General features: G+C 71.2%; 15 protein-coding genes. 8 read left to right on the top strand and 7 right to left on the bottom strand.

Features of this window, described 5'->3' with window-relative positions:
- Positions 1 to 34: 34 nt before the first annotated feature.
- From N4G70_RS20015 to N4G70_RS20000, 4 genes are all read right to left on the bottom strand, one after another.
- Positions 35 to 739 (bottom strand): phosphatase PAP2 family protein, encoded by a 705-nt coding sequence (locus N4G70_RS20015; protein WP_261714048.1) that lies wholly within the window; start codon positions 737 to 739, stop codon positions 35 to 37.
- A 202-nt stretch (positions 740 to 941) separates the two neighbouring features.
- Positions 942 to 1,949: a bifunctional lytic transglycosylase/C40 family peptidase gene (locus N4G70_RS20010; RefSeq protein WP_261714047.1), complete on the bottom strand. Its 1,008-nt coding sequence runs from the start codon at positions 1,947 to 1,949 to the stop codon at positions 942 to 944.
- 58 nt (positions 1,950 to 2,007) lie between these two features.
- A complete protein-coding gene (locus N4G70_RS20005) occupies positions 2,008 to 3,756 on the bottom strand; it encodes a serine/threonine-protein kinase (RefSeq protein WP_261714046.1) in 1,749 nt (582 codons plus the stop codon).
- 75 nt (positions 3,757 to 3,831) lie between these two features.
- Complete coding sequence (locus N4G70_RS20000; RefSeq protein ID WP_261714045.1) at positions 3,832 to 4,758, bottom strand: serine protease; 927 nt, start codon at positions 4,756 to 4,758, stop codon at positions 3,832 to 3,834.
- Positions 4,759 to 5,161: 403 nt separating this feature from the next.
- Here N4G70_RS20000 and N4G70_RS19995 point away from each other — a divergent pair, with 403 nt between their 5' ends.
- The 6 genes from N4G70_RS19995 (at position 5,162) to N4G70_RS19970 (ending at position 12,427) form a co-directional block, all read left to right on the top strand.
- Complete coding sequence (locus N4G70_RS19995) at positions 5,162 to 5,470, top strand: hypothetical protein (protein WP_053729027.1); 309 nt, start codon at positions 5,162 to 5,164, stop codon at positions 5,468 to 5,470.
- A gap of 173 nt (positions 5,471 to 5,643) precedes the next feature.
- Positions 5,644 to 6,507: a hypothetical protein gene (locus N4G70_RS19990; protein ID WP_261714044.1), complete on the top strand. Its 864-nt coding sequence runs from the start codon at positions 5,644 to 5,646 to the stop codon at positions 6,505 to 6,507.
- Positions 6,497 to 7,864 carry a hypothetical protein gene (locus N4G70_RS19985; protein WP_261714043.1) on the top strand — a complete coding sequence of 456 codons (1,368 nt, stop codon included), beginning with the start codon at positions 6,497 to 6,499 and terminating at the stop codon, positions 7,862 to 7,864. The genes N4G70_RS19990 and N4G70_RS19985 overlap by 11 nt, the downstream gene beginning before the upstream one ends.
- The gene (locus N4G70_RS19980; RefSeq protein WP_261714042.1) at positions 7,861 to 9,408 is read left to right on the top strand and encodes an SCO6880 family protein; all 1,548 of its coding nucleotides are present in this window, start codon (positions 7,861 to 7,863) and stop codon (positions 9,406 to 9,408) included. The genes N4G70_RS19985 and N4G70_RS19980 overlap by 4 nt, the downstream gene beginning before the upstream one ends.
- A 19-nt stretch (positions 9,409 to 9,427) precedes the next feature.
- Entirely contained in the window at positions 9,428 to 10,852 is a 1,425-nt protein-coding gene (locus N4G70_RS19975) for an ATP-binding protein (RefSeq protein ID WP_261714041.1), read from the top strand.
- Entirely contained in the window at positions 10,853 to 12,427 is a 1,575-nt protein-coding gene (locus N4G70_RS19970) for a type IV secretory system conjugative DNA transfer family protein (RefSeq protein WP_261714040.1), read from the top strand. It begins immediately after the preceding gene.
- A gap of 109 nt (positions 12,428 to 12,536) precedes the next feature.
- Here N4G70_RS19970 and N4G70_RS19965 read toward each other — a convergent pair whose 3' ends face one another.
- A complete protein-coding gene (locus N4G70_RS19965) occupies positions 12,537 to 13,370 on the bottom strand; it encodes an ABC transporter permease (RefSeq protein ID WP_261714039.1) in 834 nt (277 codons plus the stop codon).
- Positions 13,367 to 14,287, bottom strand: a complete 921-nt coding sequence (locus tag N4G70_RS19960; RefSeq protein ID WP_261714038.1) for an ABC transporter ATP-binding protein — start codon at positions 14,285 to 14,287, stop codon at positions 13,367 to 13,369. Before N4G70_RS19960 ends, N4G70_RS19965 begins: the two co-directional genes overlap by 4 nt.
- A 130-nt stretch (positions 14,288 to 14,417) precedes the next feature.
- On the opposite strand from N4G70_RS19960, the gene N4G70_RS19955 reads away from it, so the two are divergent.
- Both N4G70_RS19955 and N4G70_RS19950 read left to right on the top strand, forming a co-directional pair.
- Positions 14,418 to 15,617, top strand: coding sequence for a sensor histidine kinase (locus N4G70_RS19955; protein ID WP_261714037.1), 1,200 nt, complete (start codon positions 14,418 to 14,420; stop codon positions 15,615 to 15,617).
- Complete coding sequence (locus tag N4G70_RS19950; RefSeq protein WP_261714036.1) at positions 15,614 to 16,315, top strand: response regulator transcription factor; 702 nt, start codon at positions 15,614 to 15,616, stop codon at positions 16,313 to 16,315. Before N4G70_RS19955 ends, N4G70_RS19950 begins: the two co-directional genes overlap by 4 nt.
- A gap of 56 nt (positions 16,316 to 16,371) precedes the next feature.
- Here the strand turns inward: N4G70_RS19950 and N4G70_RS19945 are convergent, their stop codons facing one another.
- Positions 16,372 to 16,920, bottom strand: coding sequence for an N-acetyltransferase (locus tag N4G70_RS19945; RefSeq protein WP_261714035.1), 549 nt, complete (start codon positions 16,918 to 16,920; stop codon positions 16,372 to 16,374).
- Positions 16,921 to 16,979 lie beyond the last annotated feature (59 nt).

Genomic DNA, 16,979 nt, shown 5'->3' with positions numbered 1-16,979 from the left:
GTCCACGGGGACGCGGAGCTGCGTCGTCCACGGGTCAGGCCGCGAGGTCGCGCTCCTCGGTGCCCGGCCGGCCGACGGCGCCACCGGGCGCGGCCGGAACGACCGTCAGAGCCCGGCGTGAGTGCACCAGGAGGCCGAGCCGGGGGGAGCGGGCGACGGCCGCGACGACCGGGGTCAGCAGCAGTTGGGCGAGCGGCGCGAGGAGCAGCGTGACGGCGGTGCCGAGCGCGAAACCACCCACGACGTCGGTCGGGTAGTGCACTCCCATGTAGACCCGGCTGAACCCTTCGAGCAGGGCGAGGCCGAGCGCGATCAGGCCGAACTTGCGGTTGGCGACGAAGAGTCCGGTGCCGATGGCCATGGCGAGGGTGGCGTGGTCGCTGACGAACGAGAAGTCGCTCTTGCCGTCGACCAGGACGTCGAGGCCCTTGTGGTCGAGGAAGGGCCTCGGCCGCTGCACGAAGCCGCGGATGGGGATGTTGACCAGGACGGCGATCCCGGCGGCCAGCGGCGCCCACACGATCCCGGCGACGGAGGCGACCGCCGACTGCCGGTCCTCCGCGCGCCGCACGCTCCACCAGCACCACAGCACGACGAGCACGAGGCCCAGCAGGAGGCCGTACTCCCCGACGAAGGCCATCGCCCGGTCGAACCAGGACGGGGCGTCCTGGGCGAGGCCGTTGATGTCGTAGAGCAGGCCGACATCGGGATTCGCTCCGTCGAATGCGAGTCCAGCCATGCTGCGGCCCCTTGCCTTGTTGCGTCCTGCTACCAACCCCCGTGGTCAGTACGTACATCAGTCACTGTCCAGGGAACGCCCTCGGCGCCCGCCGCGTTCCACTCTCCACCGAATGATCACGCCGACGTTATCGAAGAGTGACTCGTCGTCCCAGCTCAGGGCCTTGGCTTCACGGAGAGTTCCAGCCATCGAGGGGCCGTGTTCAGGCCCCCGCTTTGGAGCCGGGCAGCGCGGCCGCACCGTCCTTGGTGACCCGGGTCGCGCCGAAGTAGTCGGGCGCGTCGATCTTGTCGAAGCGGATGACGGCGCCGGTGTAGGGGGCGTTGATCATGTACCCGCCACCCACATAGAGGCCCACGTGGTGGATGGCGCGCGAGTTGCCGAGGTCCGTCGAGAAGAACACCAGGTCCCCCGGGAGCAGTTCGTTGCGGGCGGGGTGCGGGCCGGCGTTGTACTGGTCGTTGGCGACCCGGGGCAGCGTGATCCCCACGCTCTGGTACGCGGCCTGCGTAAGCCCCGAACAGTCGAACCGCCCCCCTTGCTCGGGCGTCCCCTCCCCGCCCCAGAGGTAGGGAGTCCCGAGCTTCTGCTGCGCGTAGTAGATGGCCCCCGCCGCCTGCTGCGAGGGCTGCACGCGGCCCACGGGGGCGGCGAAGCTCTTCTCCAGGGAGCGGATGGTTTTCACGTAGCCCTGGGTTTCGCGGATGCCCGGAACACCGCGCGCCTGGATGACGCGGTACGCCCCGGCGTTGTACGCGGCGAGCATGTTGTCGGTCGTGTCCCCGGGTACGTCCTTGACGTATTTGGCCAATTCACAGTCGTACGAGGCGGCTGACGGAATGGCATCCTCGGGATCCCAGATGTCCCGTTTGCCGTCCCCGTTGCCGTCGATCCCGTGGGTCTCCCACGTACCGGGGATGAACTGCGCGATACCGCGCGCGTCGGCCGAGCTCACCACCTTGGGGTCCCAACCGCTCTCCTGGTAGAGCTGGGCCGCGAGCAGGGCCGGGTTGATGGCCGGGCAGAGGGTGCCCCACTTCTGCACCACGGCCCGATACGCGGCGGGCACCGCCCCCTTGGCGAGCCCCACCGCCGAGCCGGAACCGGACGCGAGCCCGGCGGCGGCCGAATACGTGCCGACGACGAGCAGCGCGATGAAGCTCAGGCACACCCCGAGCCCGACACCGCCGACCAACCAGACCTTGCGCACCCCTCAACCCTCCCCCATCCGGGCCGGATTCACCGGCGTTCTCCCGGAGTGGCGTGTATCAGCCACCCGCCTTGAAGCCCGTGCACACGATGGAGGCGTACTCCTTCGGCCCCTTCACATGCTCGACGAGCAGTGTCCAGTCCCCGGGGTCCTTGCCCACCTCGACGGCGGGATGCGGCTTCCCCATGACGGTCTCGGTGAAGTCGTCGGGATAGGTGAACTCGACCCACTGTCCCAGGCCCTTGGCGAAGAGGTCGACGGGCTTGCTGGCATAACCGAGGGAGAGATTCGGCTGGAGCACGCCCGCCGCCGGGGCCCCGGTGTCCGGGTCGATGGCGTGCGGCGGCTTGACGACGAGCGACACGTAATAGGGCGCCTTCACCTGGCCGTCGGCGTACGCCTTCATCATGAAGCCCACCTTCAGCTTCCCCTTGAGCACCTCCTTGTGCTCCGGGCTTCCGGCCTCGGTCACCGAGTACGCGGGGAAGTTCGGGTTCAGCCGCTCCTCGACGGGCAGCCCGCAGGTCCCCGACGGCGAGTTCCAGTAGTCCCGCGAGGGGTTGGTCTGCTCGATGTACCCCGGCAGGCCCACCGGCTTCACCGCGCCGCCGGTCGTGTCCGCGGCGGGGGTCGGCCCCGGGGCGCCGGACACCGAGGCCTTCGGGGCCGGCGTGGCGGTGCCGTGCGCGGTCCCGGCGCCCTCGCCCCGGCCCGGCAGCCACCACACCAGACCGGCCCCCACCAGGCCCAGCACCACCGCGACCGCGCCCGCCGCGAGCCAGGGCGTGGCGCGGCGCCTGGCGGGGGCGCCCAGCGCGGTCGGCACATAGGTCGCGGGGTGTGCGGACGGCTGGGCGGGCGCCGCCGTGGGCAGGTCGTGCACCAGCGCGGGGGTGGCCTGCGCGGGCGTGGCCGAGGGAGCGGGGGTGGCCGGTACGGCGTACTGCGGGATCGCGTCGCCGAGGCTCATCAGCGGCCGGTAGAACCGGTCCTCCACCAGCGCCGAGTCCACCCCGCACGCCGCGATGACCTCGCCCGCGCCGGGCCTGTCCGCGGGGTCCTTGGCCACACAGGCCCGGATCAGGGCCGCGAGCCCCGGCTCGACGCCCTCGACGTCGATGTCCTCGTGCACGGCCCGGTACGAGACGGACTCCATCGCACCCGAACCGAACGGCGCCCGCCCCGTCGCCGCGAACGCGATCGTCGCCCCCAGCGCGAACACGTCCGCCGCCGCGCCCACCTGATTGCGCATCAGCACCTCGGGCGCCGTGAACCCCGGTGTGCCGGGGGCGAGGCCCGTGCGGGTGAGGGCCGTGTCCTCCGCGCCCTTGGCGATGCCGAAGTCGATGAGCTGGGGTCCCTGGGGCGACAGGATGACGTTCTGGGGCTTCAGGTCGCGATGGGTCACCCCGTACCCGTGCACACTCGCGAGCCCCTCCGCGAGCGCCGCGAACAGGCGCAGACAGGTGTCCGCGGGGAACGCGCCCCGCTCACGCACGGCGTGGGAAAGGGTCGGCCCGGCGACGTACTCCGTGGCCAGCCAGTACGGCGGCGCGGACAGCGACGCGTCGATGAGGTTCGCGGTGTACGCGCTGCGCACCGCCCGTACGGTCTCCGCCTCGCGGCGAAAGCGGGTCAGGGCCTCGGGGTGGTCGGTGATCTCGTCCTTGATCACCTTGATCGCGACGAGCCGCCCGCCCGGCGACCGCCCGAGGTACACCATCCCCATGCCACCCGCCCCGAGCCGGGCGAGCAATGCGTAGGTACCGATCCGTTCCGGATCCTGCGAAGGCCTGAGCGTGTCCACCGCTCAACCCTGCCATGTGACGGTGCGCGTTCAACTGCGGGGTGGCGCCCGGGATTCACACCGCCGCAAGGGCCCTCACGGCATCAGACAGGCACACACCATCGGCCGCCCCGACGGAGCCGACCCGGCATCCCCATCCGGCGCCGCGGGCTGAGGTGTGGTCAGCGACCCGCCGCTCGCGACCGGTTGGGGCGCGGCCGCCTTCGCCACCGCCGCCGTCTTCGGGGCACCCGCCGACTCCGCCAGCCGGAACAGCGCCTTGGTGCGCGGCCCGAAGACGACGCTGTACGAGACGTCGGGGTCGTCCCCGCCGAACTGGTAGCCCCCGATCACCCCCGCGACCGCCCCGCCCTCGACGACCCAGGGGCTGCCGCTGGTGCCGCCGGGGAAGTCGGGGCAGTCGATCCGCTGCTGGGTGTTCCCGTACGCGACGGCGGTGTTCGTACAGACCTGGGGGACCTCGGCATCGGACGGATAACCGGTCAGCGTGGCGGCCATCCCGGTCGCGCGGCCCGCGAACAGCGGGGCGCCGCCCACCACGTCCTCGATCTTCCTGCCGCCCTCCGAGCCGGGCCCGAGCACGGCGAAGGCGACGTCGCTGTCCTGGTCCCCGTCCTCGTTCCAGCGGTCGTCCTCGTACACGGACTCCACCGGCCAGGTCCCGTACGGCGCCGACCCGTCCCGGTAGCCCGGCACGAACACCGCCTTGCCACCCTCCGACTCGTCCGCGGGCAGACAGTGCGCGGCGGTGACGATGAGGTCGCGGCCCGCGCTGCGCACCACCGACGCCGTGCAGTAGTGCCCGTCGCCCAGGCCCCCCTTGAACAGCGCCCCCACCCGGGCGTTCTCGGCGGTGGCCGGCGCGGGCGCCGTCCGGCCGCTCGCCTCCGCGGCCTGGCCCCCGTACGCCGGTATGACGAGGAGCGCCACGGCGGCCGACAGCGCGCCGAATCTTCCGCGCCCGGTCACGAACTTCTTCCCGAAGATGCCAGTGCGCTTCATACGGTGCGTCTCCTGGTGGTCGGCGGGCGTGCTGCTGACTGCGAACACTGTGACTCTCGCTGCCCCGACTGAGAGCGACCATGAACCTTTTCTGAGAACTTTCTATGAACGGCCCCCGGTCCCCACCTGCGCCGTCGGCCGCCGACACGACAAGCGGCCCAAGGGTGTAACAACGACAGTCATTGCCCGGAGTCACCCTGCGTGATACACAGAGTGACCATACGCACTTTCGTCAACAGCCGGTTCGCCGCAGGTCAGGGCGGTCGGACCGGCACTGGTGTGCGAAAGCGGGTAAAGAGAGGCGCGAAGGCGTCCTACTCCGGCGGTTTCATCAGCGAAGATAGAACCTGACCCATGCCATGGGGCAGGGGCATCGAACTACCCGACAGGGGCGGTGAGTTACATGTACCTGGCAGCCGGAAAAGGCGACATCACCACCATCATCGGCGGAATCGCCCCCAACTGGGGGCCGTTCGGGACGCTCGGCAACGAGGCCCGCATCATGGTGGAGGTGGTGATGGCGGTCGCCATCCTCCTCTGCCTCGGCATCGCGGTATGGGGTGCGGCCAAACAGCGGATCGGAGCGACGGCGCTGCGCGACACCTTCAGCGCCGAACAGGGCAAGGGCCTGATCGTGGCCGGCCTGACCGGAGTCTTCATCATCGGCTCGCTCGGCACGCTCTTCACCATCGTGTACGGGATGGCTGTCTGACCCGGCGTCAGTCGAACCTCTCCCCTCCCGTCCCCCTCACACCATCCGTCCGTCGCGCCCACCGGCAGAGGTTGCGTCCCCCTGATGTCGAGTCACCACACCGCGCCCGCGCGGCAACCAGCACGGCTACCGTCGTACTACGCGGAACCGCACACGGTCGAGGGGGCGCAGGCATGAGTTTCGACGACGAGCCGGGCCACGGCGGGGGCGACTCCGGCCACGCCGACGACCGCTTCAACACGCTCGGCGGCACCCGCCAGACCCGCACCCGCATGCCCGAGGGCCCCACGGACGGCTACGGCGCCACCCGCCGGCCCCCGCGCACCTCCCGCTCCCTGGTCATGGTGGTCGGCGTCGTCGTCCTCCTGATCGCGGCGATCGCCTTCGCGAACCGCAGCGGCGACGACGCGGCCACGTCCCCCGACAACGCGGCCAAGCCGGGCACCGCCCAGTCCACGGCGGCGACGGGCACGAAGCCGGTGTCCGGCAAGCAGTCCGGAATCGCCTCGGGCTTTCCCCAGACCGAGCAGGGGGCGCAGTCGGCTGCGGCGAATTACGCGGTGGCGTTGGGGTCGGACGGCATGTTCAAGCCCAGCACCCGCGGGGAGATCGTGCGGGCCACCCATGACCCCGCCATCGTGGACGGGCTGCTCGGCAGGCTCGACCAGGCGTACACCCCGAGCTTCTTCAAGAACGTGGGCCTTAACGACGACGGCTCCACGCCCTCGGGGCTCACCTTCGTGTCGCGCACCGTCCCGGTCGGCACCAAGGCGACCCAGCAGGACGGCACGTCCGCCACGGTCGAGGTCTGGTGCACCGGCCTCGTCGGCCTGGCCGGCGCGGGGTCGACCAAGCCCGTGACCCAGACCTGGTTCACCCTCACCGAGAAGCTCAAGTGGATCGATGGGGACTGGAAGATCGCGTCCTCGTCGCAGGCGGAGGGGCCCACCCCCGTCAGCGGCGACAACCGCGCCTCGACCGCCGACGAGATCGCCAAGGCCGTTCAGGGATACGGAGGCTTCACCTATGCCCGGTAGCCGGCGTGCGCTCTCGTACTCCCTGCTCGCGGCCCTGCCACCCTCGGTGGTGATGCTCGCCTCCGGCGCCTGGGCGGCGCCCAGCCCGACGCCGACACCGGCCGGCAGTCCGAGCCCCAGCCCGAGCAGCAGCAACAACCCCTGCGACCTCATCGTCGGCCTCGCCAAGGAGTACTGCGAGAACGGCAGCGCCAAGGGCGGTTCCAAAACCACGGCTCCCGACCCGGCCGGGACCGCCGACCCCCTCACCTCCCTCGCCAAGGGCTGCGCCGACGCCGCCGCCTGGATCGTCGGCAAGCTCTCCGACGCCGTGAAGAACACGGCCACCGTGGACTTCACCAACGACAGCTTCCGCACCCAGTACGCCGTCGTCTTCGCCGCCGCCACCTTCCTCACCCTCGTCCTGTGGCTCCTGGCCGTCGCCAAGCGGGCCATCCGGGGGGTGCCGCTGTCGACGGCGATCTCGGAAGCCGTCGGCTTCCTGTGGCTGACCGTGCTCGCCTGCGCGTTCACCCCGCTGATCCTCTACACCGTCGTATCGGCGACGGACGCCGTGACCGAGGCGATCTCCAACGCGACCGGCAACCAGTCGGACGTGTTCTTCGGGTCGTTCTCGGCCGCGCTCAAGAAGGGCACGGACATCGGGGGCGGCCCGATCATGCTGATCGTCGTCTCGCTCGTCTCGATCCTCGCCTCCGGCATCCTCTTCCTCGAACTGGTCGTCCGGGCGGCCCTGTTGTACGTCGGCGCGCTGCTCGGCACCGTGGTGTACGCGGGGCTCGTCGACAAGAACATGTGGGGCCACGTCCGCCGCTGGGCCGGCATCATGATCGCCGTGATCATGGTGAAACCGGTCATCGTGATCGTGCTCGGGCTCGCCGGAGCGCTCTCCTCCGGGAAGGGCCCCGACTCGTTCTCGGCCGTCGTCTCCGGCCTCGCGATCATCCTGCTCGCGATCTTCGCCTCGGCGATGATCTACCGCTTCGTGCCCGGCTTCGGCGACGAGATCGCCTCCGCCCGCACCAACCGCAAGCAGGCCACCGACGGCTCCCAGGCCGCGGCCCTCATCTCCTCGCCCGCCGCCCTGGTCTCCCAGGGCATCAAGACCCACAGCGGCCGGGGCAACCAGGGGGGCGGCGCCGCCCAGGCCCGCCCCACCAACCCCCTGTCCGGTGGCGTGGCCGCCCACAGCAGCCGCGGCTCCGGCGGGGCCGGCGGGGCCGGCGGCGGAACTGTCCCCTCCGCCGCACCCCCGCCCCGCAGCGGCTCCGGACCCACGTCCGGCACCCCGCACACCCACCGCCGCAACTCCGGCGGCACCGCAGGTAACAAGAACACTGGAGGTGGAGGGCGTTGACGACCCAGTCCCAACCGGTCGCGCCCCGCCGTACGTATCTGATCGGCCGTGCCCGGCCGTCGGCCGTCGTCGGCAAGAACCGCGAGACCGGCGAGATCGTCCTGATCATCGGCGGCGCGTTCCTCGGCATGATGTGCGGACTCCTGGTCCCCGTCCTGTCGCTGCGGATCGTGCTCCTGATGGGCTTCCCGTTCCTGGCGCTCGCCGCGGTCTACCTCCCGTACAAGCACCGCACGTTCTACAAGTGGTTCGAGATCAACCGCAGTTACAAGCGGTCGCTGCGCCGCGGCACCGCCTACCGTTCGGGCGTGGCCGAGGCAGGCGTACGGCTCGACGGGCGCGAGATCGAGGTCGGGCCGCCGCCCGGCATCGGCCACGTCAACTGGCTCGCGGCCCCCTTCGGCCCCGACGAGCTCGCGGTCCTGCTGCACGCGGACCGCCGTACCGTCACCGCCGCGATCGAGATCGAGGGGCCCGGCGTCGGCCTGCGCGACAGCGAGGACCAGGAGGCGCTCGTCGACCGCTTCGGCACGCTCCTCAAGCACGTCGCCAACGGCGACGGCTTCGTGACGCGCCTCCAGATGCTGGCCCGCACCCTGCCCGCCGACCCCGACGCCCACGCCAAGGACGTCTCCCAGCGCGGCGACCCCAAGGCGCCGGGCTGGCTCCAGGAGTCCTACGAGCAGCTCCAGTCGATGGTGTCCACCTCCAGCGAGCAGCACCGCGCCTACCTCGTCGCGTGCATGCAGTACAGCCGCGAACTCGCCGCCGAGGCGCACGCCATGGCCCGCGCCGCCAACCCGCACGGCCGCAAGCTCGACCGGGACGCGGGCCTCGCGGTCGTCATGGCACGCGAACTCACCGACATCTGCGCCCGGTTGGCCGAGGCCGACATCCGGGTACGCCAGCCGCTGGGCCAGAGCCGGCTCGCCTCGCTCGTGCACTCCATGTACGACCCGGACCACCCCATCGACCACATCCAGGCCATGACCAAGCGCAACGCCTGGCCGGCCGAGCTCGACGCCGTCGAGCCGACCTACCTCCAGGCCAAGACCCGGGAGTCCTCGACCCGGGCGCCCTGGTGCCACGCCACGGCCTGGGTGAAGGAGTGGCCGATGACGCCGGTCGGCGTCAACTTCCTCGCCCCGCTGCTCGTCCACACCCCGGATGTGATCCGTACGGTCGCCGTCTGCATGGACCTCGAACCCACCGAAGTCGCGATCGAGCGCATGCTCACGGAGAAGACCAACGACGAGGCCGAGGCGTCCCGCGCGGCCAAGATGAACCGCACCGTCGACCCCCGCGACATCGCCGCCCACGGCCGTCTCGACCAGCGCGGCGAGGACCTCGCGAGCGGCGCGGCCGGCGTCAACCTGGTCGGCTACATCACGGTGTCCTCGCGTTCGCCGGAGGCGCTGGCCCGCGACAAGCGGACCATCAGGGCCTCGGCGGGCAAGTCGTATCTGAAGCTGGAGTGGTGCGACCGCGAGCACCACCGGGCCTTCGTCAACACCTTGCCGTTCGCGACCGGAATCCGCCGCTAGTTGAGAGGCAGTACCCGCCATGCGAGATCCGCTGTCTCTCATCACCGACGCCTTCACCGCCCTGCTGTTCGGCAAGGTGGAGACCACCCGGCTGCCCGTCCGCACCTCCACGGGCCAGGCCCAGGCCGTCTATCTGCCGACGGCCGCCCCCGGCCTCGGCGACTCCGGCGTGATCATCGGTCGCGAGGTGTACAGCGGCAAGGGCTACATCTACGACCCGTTCCAGCTGTACGGGCAGCAGCTCCCGGCGCCCCACTGGCTGGTGCTCGGCGAGTCCGGCAACGGCAAGTCGGCGCTCGAAAAGACGTATGTGCTGCGGCAGTTGAGGTTCCGCGACCGGCAGGTCGTGGTCCTGGACGCCCAGGGCGAGGACGGCGTCGGCGAGTGGAACCTCATCGCGCGCGAGCTGGGGATAACTCCCATCCGGCTCGACCCGATGACCGCGATGGACGGCGGCATCCGGCTCAACCCCCTGGACCCGGCGATCACCACGACCGGCCAGCTCGCCCTGCTTCGAACGATCATCGAAGTTGCGATGGGTCATGGCCTGGACGAACGATCGGGTTTCGCTCTCAAGGTGGCGCACGCGTATGTCAACGCCACGATCACCGACCGCCAGCCGGTCCTGACCGACATCGTCGAGCAGCTGCGCCACCCCGAGGCCGAATCGGCCGAGGCGATGAACGTCGACATAGAAGACGTGCGCGCCTGGGGCCTTGACGTCGCCCTCGTCCTCGACCGTCTGGTCGACGGCGACCTGCGCGGCATGTTCGACGGCCCGACGACGATCGGCATCGACCTGGACGCCCCGCTGATCGTCTTCGACCTCTCGCACATCGACCGCAACTCGATCGCGATGCCGATCCTGATGGCGATCGTGGGCGTCTGGCTGGAGCACACCTGGATCCGCCCCGACCGGAAGAAGCGCATCTTCCTGGTCGAGGAGGCCTGGCACATCATCAACAGCCCCTTCGTGGCCCAGCTCTTCCAGCGCCTCCTGAAGTTCGGCCGCCGCCTCGGCCTGTCGTTCGTGGCGGTGGTCCACCACCTCAGCGACGTCGTGGACGGCGCCGCGGCGCGGGAGGCGGCCGCGATCCTGAAGATGGCCTCCACCAGGACGATCTACGCCCAGAAGGCCGACGAGGCACGGGCCACCGGCCGCGTCCTCGGCCTGCCCCGCTGGGCGGTGGAGATCATCCCGACCCTGACCCCCGGCATCGCGGTATGGGACGTGAACGGCAACGTCCAGGTGGTGAAACACCTGATCACCGAGCGGGAACGGCCCCTGGTCTTCACCGACCGCGCCATGACGGAATCCGCGGCCACGGACGACATCCTGGCCTCGGAGCTGGACTCCCAACTCGAATCCGAGACGGAACGGCGAGCGGCGACGATGGAACGGCAACGACTGGCATCCGACTCCCCCGAGTCCACGGTGGCCTGAATGAGCGCGGCGGGCACCCCGAGAGGCGACCAGCGAGGCATCCCGGACTCCCTCCTGGTCGGACTGCTGGCCTTTCTGCTCGGCCTGACCGTCCTGGTGTGGACGGCCACCGGCCTCGGCGGCCTCTTCACCCAGGGGGCCTGGCCCCCAGGCGTATCGTTCACGCACAGCCCGATGGCCCTGCGCGCCCTGGTCACGGCCCCCCACGACCTGCCCGCGGCCTGGCCCGACACCCCGCCCTCGGCCCTGTCGGGGTACGGCCTGTTCTGGGGTCTGCTGATCGGCGAACTGCTCATCGTGATCGTTCTGACGATTTTCGCTCTGGGAACGTTCACCCGATGGCGCGCGGTACGCGCGAGAGCGAAACTCACCTCCGCGACCGCCCCCGCCACCGCGACCCCCGTTCCGGACGCCCCCGCCGGCACCCACCCACCGCGAACCCCGGCCGCCGAGCCCCCGCTCCCGTACCCCGCACAACCCGTCGAGACCGCACCGCCCATCCACACCACGCGGCCCACCGACCCCGCGCCCCCGGTCCATCCCGCGCCCGTAGCGGCGGCCACCACGGCGCCCCAACTCCCGCACCCCACAGGGGAGTACGCGACCGCCCCCGCGGATCACATTCCGCTCCCCCGTGCCGAACAGGCCACCCCCCGGCTGCTCTTCGGCGCCCCCGAATCCCGAAGGCCCGCCGCCGTCCAGGCGATCCAGGACGCCGAGGGGCCCGCCCTGGTGGTCACCTCGGACGCCACCCTGTGGGCCGAGACCAAGGACGCCCGGGCCAAGCTCGGCCCCGTCCACGTCTACGACCCCACCCACCGCTGTGACACCCCCGCCCGCCTCCACTGGTCCCCCACCGCCGGCTGCGAGGACCAGGACACCGCCACCGCCCGGGCCGCCGCCCTGCTCGCCCCCGTACGCCCCCAGGCCCGGATGGACGCGGCGATGGCCGACACCGCGGAGACCCTCCTGCGGTGCTGGCTGCACGCGGCCGCCCTGGAGAGCCGGGACGGCAGGGCGATCAAGCAACTGCACCGCTGGGCCCAGGGCACGGCCGCCCATGAGGCCGTACGCATCCTGCGCACCCACCCCAAGGCGCAGAGCGGCAGTGCCGGGCTCCTGGAGTCCGCCCTCACCGCGTATCCCGAACGCCGGGAGATCGCACAGCAGTTGACGGCCCGCGCCCTCGACTGCCTCTCCTCGATCCACATCCGCGAGGCGTGCACACCGAACCGAGCGGATTCGCTCGCTCTGGAATCATTCGTGAACGAGGGGGGCACTCTTTATGTGGTGGGTGAAGCGATCGAGGATCCCCGGTCCCGTCCCGCCGCGATGCCTCTGCTCACGGCACTCGCCTCAGACGTGGTCGAGCGCGGCCGCCGCATGGCCGAACGGTCATCTGACGGTCGCCTCGACCCACCAATGACGCTCGTCCTGGACGATGTCGCGGCCGTGGCCCCACTCCCCCGGCTGCCGGAGCTCCTGTCGACCGGCCAGAGCCGCGGCCTGCACCCCCTGGCCCTGCTCCGCTCCCCCGAACAGGCCCGAGCCCGCTGGACCGAGGCCCTGACGTAAGTCCGGGTGCGACACCAGGAGCTCGTATCGCCGTTCCTCTATCGCCGTTCCTCTATCGCCGTTCCCGTCTCGCCGTTCCCGTATCGCCGAGCCCCTCCGGGAGACGCGTTCACACATCCCGGCGCCGTACGACGACCACCGCGAGGGCGACCGCGAGCAGCGGCCACAGGACATAGACGGCCCAAGAGCCGAGGACCGTGGCGGTGTAGCCCAGGGATCCGGGGTCCGGCTCCCAGATCGCGACCAGGCGCGTCCAGGCGGCCGACACCATCGCGTGCCTGAAATCCGCCGACCAGCGGCTGCTTTCCGAGAACATGGTGGGCAGCATCAGCAGGGCGAAGACACCGGTGATCATGGTCCCGGCGGCATGGCGGAGCAGAACGCCCAGACCGAGCCCGGTCAGAGCGCACACCGGCGCCAGCAACGCGGAGGCCACCAACGGCCGCACCACGTCGGGGTGATTGAGGGATACCGCGGCCCCGTGCCCGCTCAGGACGGCCTGGGACGCCAGGAACGAACCCAGCGAGGCGACCGTGCCGGCCGCGGTCCACAGCCCCGCGGTGACGACCGCCTTGGCCAGCACCACCGCACCCCGGGCGGGGACGGCCACGGTGGTGGTGCGGATCAGACCGCTGCTGTACTCACTGACGACGGCGAGGGCCCCCATGCTGGTGGCGACCAGTATCAGCGTCAGGTATCCGGTCGAGGGAAACGCGTCGTAGGGCAGGAACGCGCCGGGCCGCGAGCCCGCGGCCTTGTCCGCGAGCGCTGCCACGACGGCGGACCCGATCACGAACAGGGTGATGAGCGCGAGAACCCATGGAGTGGAGCGCAGGGACCGCGTCTTGATCCACTCGGAGGCGATCAGATCACCGAAGCGGGCGGGCGGCTCGGCGAGGGACGCGGCCGTGCCGGCCCCGGCGGCGGGGGCGAGTGTGGTCATCGTGGTTGTCCTGCCTGGTATTCGACGCTGTCGGCGGTCAGTTCCATGAAGGCCTCCTCCAACGAGGCGGTGCGGGTGGTCAGTTCGTTCAGGAGGATCCCGTTCTCGAAGGCGAGTACGGAGATCCGGTCGGCTGCCAGCCCGGTCACGGCGAGCTTCTCGGCGCCCGCCGACCCCTCCGGTTCGACCGATGCGCCCGCGGCGGTCAGTACGGCCGCCAGCTCGGCGGCCTGCCGCGTACCCACCACGACCCCGACGCCGGTGCTGCGCGCCGCGAAGTCCCGCACGGACTCCGCCGCGATGAGCCGGCCCCGGCCGATGACCACCAGCTGATCGGCGGTGTTCTCCATCTCCGACATGAGGTGACTGGAGAGGAAGACCGTGCGGCCCTCGGCGGCGAGGCGCCGGAAGAGGCGCCGCATCCAGAGCACGCCTTCGGGGTCCATGCCGTTGACCGGCTCGTCGAACATCAGCACCGGCGGATCGCCGAGCAGGGCCGTGGCGACGCCCAGCCGCTGCTTCATGCCGAGCGAGAACCCGCCGATCCGGCGGTTCGCGGCCTCGGCCAGCCCCACCGCGTCCAGTACCTCCCCCACCCGGCGCGGGGAGAGCCCGTTGCTCCGGGCCAGGGCGGACAGGTGGGCCGTGGCGGTGCGTCCGCCGTGGACCTGGCCGGCGTCGAGGAGCGCGCCGACGTGCCGCAGTCCCCGGGCATGACGGCGAAAGGGCACCCCGCTGACGGTGGCGGCCCCCGCCGTGGGGCTCTCCAGGCCGAGGATCATCCGCAAAGTGGTGGACTTTCCCGCGCCGTTGGGGCCGAGGAAGCCGGTGACCTGGCCGGGTCGCACGGTGAAGGACAGCTGGTCGACGGCGGTCTTGCCGCCGTAGCGCTTGGTGAGTTCATTGACTTCGATCACCTGAACAACCCTGCCGGGCAGGCGCGTTCAGGACAGCGGGCCATGGGCGGCAATGCCGGGCCCGCATGCGCCCGTGGACGTAAGCCCACGGGCGGAAGCCAGAGGGGCGGCGGCTGGATAGCCTCACGGGATGAACGACATACCGCCCGCCGCCCCGACGGGAACACGAGTCACCGCCTGGGCGGGAGGCGTGCTGTACGTCCTCGCGGTGGGCCTGCTCATCGGGGGCGCGCCCCGGGCTTCCGGCACGGTCCAGGGCATCGGCGCCCTGCTCGCGGCAACCCTGCTCGTCGGCGTCCTGCGCCGCGGGCCGGTGCTGACACTGATCCTGGTCCTTCTCGGTGCCACCGCCGTGGTGGCGGGCCGCTTGAGCACCGGCGACGCGGGCCAGTCGGACGCGTATCAGGGCCAGTTCCTGGCGTTCCTTGCGGTGGACCTCGTGCTGGCCCACCTCGTCGCCACCCGCGCGCGGCGGGCTTCGACCGTCGCCGTGGCCGTCTCCCTCGTCGTCCAACTGCTGCTCGTGGGGGGCTTCGCGTCCGGGGAGTCCCTGACCGTCAACGTTGTGATCGCCGTCCTGGCGATGGCCGCGGCCTGCACGGCCGGGCTGCTGGTCACCGAGCGGCGCGAGCACGCGGTGGCGCTGCGCACACAGGAGGTGGCCGAGGCCGTGGTCGCCGAACGGCTGCGGATCGCAAGGGAGTTGCACGACATGGTCGCGCACAGCATCAGCATCATCGCCATCCAGGCCGGGGTGGGAAGCCGCGTCATCCAGACGCAGCCCGCCGAGGCCCTGGAGGCGCTGCGGGCCATCGAAACCACCAGCCGGGACACCCTGTCGGGCCTTCGGCGCACCCTGGTGGCACTCCGCCAGGCCGACCCCGACGCGGAACCCTCGGGACGGGCGCCGCTCGCGCCGTCGCCCGGCCTGGCCGACCTCGAGGAGCTGGTTACGGTGACGGCGGACGCCGGTGTACGCGTCGACCTGCGCCGCAGCGGGGAACAGCGCCCGCTGCCCGTCGACATCGACCTCTCGGCCTACCGTATCGTCCAGGAGGCGCTGACCAATGTGGTCCGTCACGCGGGCACCGCGGCTTGCCGGGTGGCCGTCGACTACGGGGACGGGGAACTGACGGTGGACATCGTCGACAACGGGCGCGGGACCACCGAGGACGGCCCGCCCCACGGCTTCGGCATCGTCGGCATGCGCGAGCGCGTGGCCCTCCTGAACGGCCGCATCACCGCCGGACCACGCCCCGAGGGCGGCTTCCGCGTAACGGCCCGCCTCCCGTTGGCCGAACCCGTGGGAGTCCCGGCGGAGTCACGATGACGGACCGCCCGACGACAGGAAGCCCGACGGCCGACGCTCCCGTACGTGTCCTGCTCGCCGACGACCAGCCGCTGGTTCGGTCCGGACTGCGCGTGATCATGGCCGACCACCCCGATCTCGACGTCGTCGGCGAGGCGTCCACCGGCGTCGAAGCGGTCCGCCTGGTCGAGGAACTCGCCCCCGATGTCGTGGTGATGGACATCCGGATGCCCGTCATGGACGGCATCGAGGCCACCCGCCTCATCACCGAAGGGCCGACCACGACGCGCGTCCTCGTCCTCACCACCTTCGACGAGGACGACTACGTCTACGGTGCCCTGCGCGCCGGGGCGAGCGGGTTCGTGGTCAAGGACATGGCGCTCGACGACATCCTCGGGGCCGTCCGCGTGGTCGCCGCCGGGGACGCGCTGATCGCGCCCGGTGTCACGCGCCGTCTGATCGCGGAGTTCGCCGGGCGCCCCGAAACCGCCCCGGTGCGCCCCCCACGGCCGGTGGAAGGCATCACCGAACGGGAACGCGAGGTCTTGGCCCTGATCGGGCGCGGCCGGTCGAACACCGAGATCGCCGAGGACCTCTTCATCACCGTGGCCACCGCCAAATCGCATGTGTCGCGCCTGCTCGCCAAGCTGGACGCCCGGGACCGCGTCCAACTCGTCATCACCGCCTACGAGATGGGGCTCGTCACCCTGCCCCGTTGAGCAGGTCCTGTCCCTACGGCTCACCTGGGTTCAGGAAGCCACGACCCCCAGCCGCGCTACGGCCGCCCGATCTCCATCTCCAGATCGTGCCGGCCGTCCCCGGTCAACAGAGCGGTGACGCCGGTCGCCACGAACCCGGCCTTGCGGTAGAAACCCTGGGCCCGCGCGTTGTCCTCGTGCACGAAGAGGCGAACCCGGTTCAGCCGCGGCTCCTCCAGCGACCAGGCCCACTCCAGCGCACCCGCGACCAGCAGCTCGGTCAGCCCGGTCCCCCGGCACTCGGGCCTGACGAAGACGCCCACGAGGTGGCCCTGTGACGTATCGACGCGGGTCCCGAAGATGTCGTCGGCGCCCCCGGCCTCGACCAGTACCGCAACGGTGCCGGCCCACGCGCCGTCGGGCCCCTCGGCGACGAACTGCCGCACGGAGTCGCCCTGGGCAGCACCCGCAGCACGTTCCTGCCAGAACGAGTCGGGCTGCGCGGACGCGGTCTCCCACGTATCCAGGAAAGCGAGCGGAGCCGCGGGATCGGCCAACGCGGCGAGTCTCAGCTCTTTGACCTTGCGCCATTCATCGGCGCGTACGGGACGTATGGCGTGCTGCATGCGGAAATAGTGCCACAACGCGAAAAAGCCCCGCACCGTGACCGTATTTCTACGGTCTA

Source organism: Streptomyces sp. ASQP_92, from assembly GCF_025399895.1.
In the GTDB taxonomy this organism is placed as follows: Bacteria; Actinomycetota; Actinomycetes; order Streptomycetales; family Streptomycetaceae; genus Streptomyces.
Note: the sequence above shows the minus strand (reverse complement) of the source record. Positions and strands in the feature narration are given on the sequence as shown.

Coding starts and splice junctions, on each gene's coding strand:
- N4G70_RS20015 (WP_261714048.1), bottom strand. CDS start 739: ATGGCTGGACTCGCATTCGACGGAGCGAATCCCGATGTCGGCCTGCTC.
- N4G70_RS19955 (WP_261714037.1), top strand. CDS start 14,418: ATGAACGACATACCGCCCGCCGCCCCGACGGGAACACGAGTCACCGCC.
- N4G70_RS19990 (WP_261714044.1), top strand. CDS start 5,644: ATGAGTTTCGACGACGAGCCGGGCCACGGCGGGGGCGACTCCGGCCAC.
- N4G70_RS19970 (WP_261714040.1), top strand. CDS start 10,853: ATGAGCGCGGCGGGCACCCCGAGAGGCGACCAGCGAGGCATCCCGGAC.
- N4G70_RS19950 (WP_261714036.1), top strand. CDS start 15,614: ATGACGGACCGCCCGACGACAGGAAGCCCGACGGCCGACGCTCCCGTA.
- N4G70_RS19965 (WP_261714039.1), bottom strand. CDS start 13,370: ATGACCACACTCGCCCCCGCCGCCGGGGCCGGCACGGCCGCGTCCCTC.
- N4G70_RS19975 (WP_261714041.1), top strand. CDS start 9,428: ATGCGAGATCCGCTGTCTCTCATCACCGACGCCTTCACCGCCCTGCTG.
- N4G70_RS19995 (WP_053729027.1), top strand. CDS start 5,162: ATGTACCTGGCAGCCGGAAAAGGCGACATCACCACCATCATCGGCGGA.
- N4G70_RS19945 (WP_261714035.1), bottom strand. CDS start 16,920: ATGCAGCACGCCATACGTCCCGTACGCGCCGATGAATGGCGCAAGGTC.
- N4G70_RS20000 (WP_261714045.1), bottom strand. CDS start 4,758: ATGAAGCGCACTGGCATCTTCGGGAAGAAGTTCGTGACCGGGCGCGGA.
- N4G70_RS19985 (WP_261714043.1), top strand. CDS start 6,497: ATGCCCGGTAGCCGGCGTGCGCTCTCGTACTCCCTGCTCGCGGCCCTG.